At 72.3% G+C, this 3600-nt stretch carries 3 protein-coding genes; 2 read left to right on the top strand and 1 reads right to left on the bottom strand.

What is annotated here, in order from left to right:
• Positions 1-179: 179 nt before the first annotated feature.
• Complete coding sequence (locus ACFUEL_RS36975; protein WP_380242161.1) at positions 180-1421, top strand: hypothetical protein; 1242 nt, start codon at positions 180-182, stop codon at positions 1419-1421.
• Positions 1422-1674: 253 nt separating this feature from the next.
• On the opposite strand, the gene ACFUEL_RS36980 is transcribed toward ACFUEL_RS36975, so the two are convergent.
• Positions 1675-2982, bottom strand: a complete 1308-nt coding sequence (locus ACFUEL_RS36980) for a nucleotide sugar dehydrogenase (RefSeq protein WP_380242162.1) — start codon at positions 2980-2982, stop codon at positions 1675-1677.
• A 364-nt stretch (positions 2983-3346) separates the two neighbouring features.
• Here ACFUEL_RS36980 and ACFUEL_RS36985 point away from each other — a divergent pair, with 364 nt between their 5' ends.
• Complete coding sequence (locus tag ACFUEL_RS36985; RefSeq protein ID WP_380242164.1) at positions 3347-3538, top strand: hypothetical protein; 192 nt, start codon at positions 3347-3349, stop codon at positions 3536-3538.
• Positions 3539-3600: the final 62 nt, after the last annotated feature.

The following is a 3600-nucleotide window of genomic DNA, read 5'->3' on the forward strand; positions in this document are numbered from 1 at the left end:
GAGACAGCTGCTGTAGCGCCCCGCCGCGCGGCCGGTTCCGTCGGCCGCGCGGCAGCCCCCTGTTTGGTTTGCGTTCGTATCTGCGCAAAATAGGTCAATGGGACGGTTCGTCCGCCCCACCTGCACCAGGCAAACCCGGCGGGGCCGCGCAGCCCGCGAGCACGAGGAGAACAGCCGAAATGAGCGACGCCGTGTCCCAGTACGGCTTCACCCCGTCCCGGCGCGGCTACGCGCCCGAGCAGGTCGACGCGGCGGTCACCGCGCTCAGCCGCGAACGCGACGAAGCCTGGGAACGGCTCAGCGTCCTCGGCGGCGGCCTGCGCGAGATGGAGAAGCGCTTCGCCGACATCAAGCAGGCCGCCGAGGACGCCCCCGACCCCGACTTCGCCGAACTCAGCGACCAGGCCGCCGCCCTGCTCGGCATCGCCCTCAACGAGGCCGACGCCGTCCACGCCAAGGCCAAGCGCTCCGGCGAGGACGCCCGGGACGCCGCCCACGAGGCCGGCGAGGCCGCCGCCAAGGCGGCGAAGGACTTCGCCGCCAAGCTCCGCGAGGAGACCGAGCAGTTCGTCCGCCGCACCGAGGAGCGCAGCCGCGCCGAGGCCGAGCGGATCCGCGCCGAGGCCGACGCCGAGTGCCGCGCCCTCGTCCACGCCGCGACCGGCCACGCCGCCCGGGTCCGGGTCGCCGCGGCCAACGCCTCCGAGCAGTCCGAGAGCGCCCTCGCCGAGCGCCGCCGCAAGGCCGACGAGGACTTCGCCGCCGCCGAGGCCGCCGCCGACGCCGCCGTGGCCAAGGTCACCGCCGCCGCCGACGCCCGGGTCAAGGAGGCCGAGCAGCACCGCGAGGCGATGCTCGACGAGGCCCGCCGCCTCGACGGCGAGGCCCAGACCAAGGCGGACGCGGCGATCGCCGCCGCGAAGGAGAAGGCCGCCCGGATCAAGGCCGCCAGCGAGCGCGAGCAGGCCGACTTCACCAAGCGCCTCGACAAGGTCCAGACCCACCTCGACCACATCAAGGGCACCCTCGCCTCCCTCACCGGCGCCGCCGTCGGCGCCATCGAGGACCCGGAGGACGCGGCCCAGGCCGTCGCCGCCAAGAAGGCCGACCTCACCAAGCCCCCGGTCACCGACCAGCCCACCACCGTCCTGGGCCCGGTCAAGCCCAAGGCGGACGACCCCCGCAAGCCCCGCACCCCCGAGCCTCCCGCGGCGGCCCCCGCCGACCTGAGCAAGGCCCCGCTGCCCCCGAAGCCGGAGGCGAAGCCCGAGGCCGCGCCTGCGCCCGAGCCCGCGCCGAAGCCGGAGACCAAGCCGGACGCCACGATCGAGGACCGCATCATCCCCAAGATCGTCATCGTCGACGACGGCATCGACCACGACACCCGCCCGGACCGCAACCGCATCCAGCGCCGGGGCTGAGAGCAGCCCCGCCGGGGCTTGGGAAGAACGGCGGGGAGTGAAACCAGGGGCTCGGGGAACGGCGAGCACGGGTCTGCTGGCGGTGCACTGCCGGAGCGCGCATCTGCTTCTGGTTCCGTCAAAGACACGCAGCAGCACGGACCTCCGATGGGCTCCGGCCGTCAGCAGCACGGACTCGCCGTTCCCCGAGCCCCTGGTGGTGCATGTCCGTCTGCCAGCCGTTCCCCGAGCCCCTGGTGGTGCGTGCTCGTCTCTACAGGACCTCGACCGCTGCTCCGGTCAGGCGGCGGCGGCAGTCGAGGACGTAGCGGGCGTGGGCGGTGATGGCGGCGTAGTCGAACTCGTCGTGGTCGGCGAGCAGGACGACGGCGTCGGCGGCGGCGAGTTCCTCGGGGGTGGCCTCGACGCGGTGGACGGCGGCGAGCGGGCCGCCCTCGTGGGCGGTGGTGCGCTGGCCGGGGATGTGCGGTTCGGCGACGTGGACGCCGGCCACCACGTGCGGGTCGGCGGCGCGGACCTCGGCGCCCTGGCGGGTGAGCAGGTCGACGATCCGGGCCGCCGGGGTTTCCCGGGCGTCGCCGGTGTTGGCCTTGTAGGCGAGGCCGAGGACCAGCACGCGTGAGCCGTTGACGCTGCGGCGGCGCTGGTTGAGCGCCTCGGTGAGGCGGCGCACCACGTAGTCCGGCATGTGGCTGTTGACGTCGTTGGCGAGTTCGACGAACCGGAAGGACTGGCCGAGGGCGCGTTCGACCCGCCAGGACAGGTAGGAGGGGTCGATCGGCAGGCAGTGCCCGCCGACGCCCGGTCCCGGGGTGAAGCGCAGGAAGCCGAACGGCTTGGTGGAGGCGGCGTCGATGGCCTCCCAGACGTCGATGCCGAGGTCGTGGGCGAACATCGCCAGCTCGTTGACCAGGGCGATGTTGACGTGCCGGAAGGTGTTCTCCAGCAGCTTGGTGAGTTCGGCCTCCTTGCAGGAGGAGACCGGGACGGTCCGTTCGACCAGCTGCCCGTAGAAGTCGGAGACGGCGGCCAGGCCCTCGGGGGTGGTGCCGGAGACGACCTTCGGGGTGTTCTCCAGCTTCCACACCGGGTTGCCGGGGTCGATCCGCTCGGGGCTGTAGCCGAGGTGGAAGTCGGCGCCGGCCCGCAGCCCGGAGCCGGCCTCCAGGAGCGGGGCGAGCAGTTCCTCGGTGGTGCCCGGGTAGGTGGTGGACTCCAGCACGACGGTCGCGCCGGGCCTGAGGTGCCGGCCCAGCAGCTTCGCGGACGCCTCGATGTAGGAGAGGTCCGGGACCCCGTCGCGCAGCGGCGTCGGGACGGTGATCACCGCGACGTCGAAGCCCGCGACGTCGGCGGGGTCGGCGGAGGGCAGGTAGGCCCCGGTGTCGAGCAGCGGGCGCAGCCGCTCCCCGGGGATGTCCTCGACGTACGACTCGCCGACCGCGAGCCGCTTGATCCGGCGCTCGTCCACGTCGTACCCGACGACGCGGTGGCCCACTTCGGCGGCGCGGACCGCGAGCGGGAGTCCGACATAGCCCTGACCTGCGATGACGATGCGCATGACGAAGAAACCCCCTGGAAAAGACCGGCGTCCCCACACCTTCTTCACACGAGGGTACGGAGCGGCGGCGGCCGCGCGGGCCGCTTCGCCCGGATTGGTGCCGAAGGGGCGGCCGGGCCCGGCCCGGCATGGCGGCGTTGTCCGCATAGGTGCGTTTTCCGGCGTTCACGTTCCGGAAATACCAATCATCCCCGGCGAAGGCCCGCGGAATTCTCGGTTCCGAATTCGGGAATCGCTGTCCCGGGGAAGATTTTCCCATGTGGTCTAGACATCGTCTCTGCGCGTCCTATAGCTTCGGTGCCGCGAGAGCTCGCCCGCACCGGAACCACCGAACGGTCCGAATTCCCCCTCATTGGAGGTCGAAATGGTCCAGGCAATGAAGACCCTGTCCGACCGGATGCTCGGAAAGCTGCTCAAGGAGGAGACCGCCGAGGCGTCCGGCTGTCAGCAGGTCTCCTACTACTGCAGCAACCACGTGTACTACCAGCGCACGTACACCTCCTGGAACTGCGCCGCCCCGCCGGTCGTCACCGACACGCCCATCGGCAGCTGCTGATCCCGTGAGGCGTTCCGGCCGCTGACGGCCGGACGCCGCCGCTCCCGGTGCCGCCGACGGGC

This window comes from Kitasatospora sp. NPDC057198 (assembly GCF_042670125.1).
Lineage (GTDB): Bacteria > Actinomycetota > Actinomycetes > Streptomycetales > Streptomycetaceae > Kitasatospora.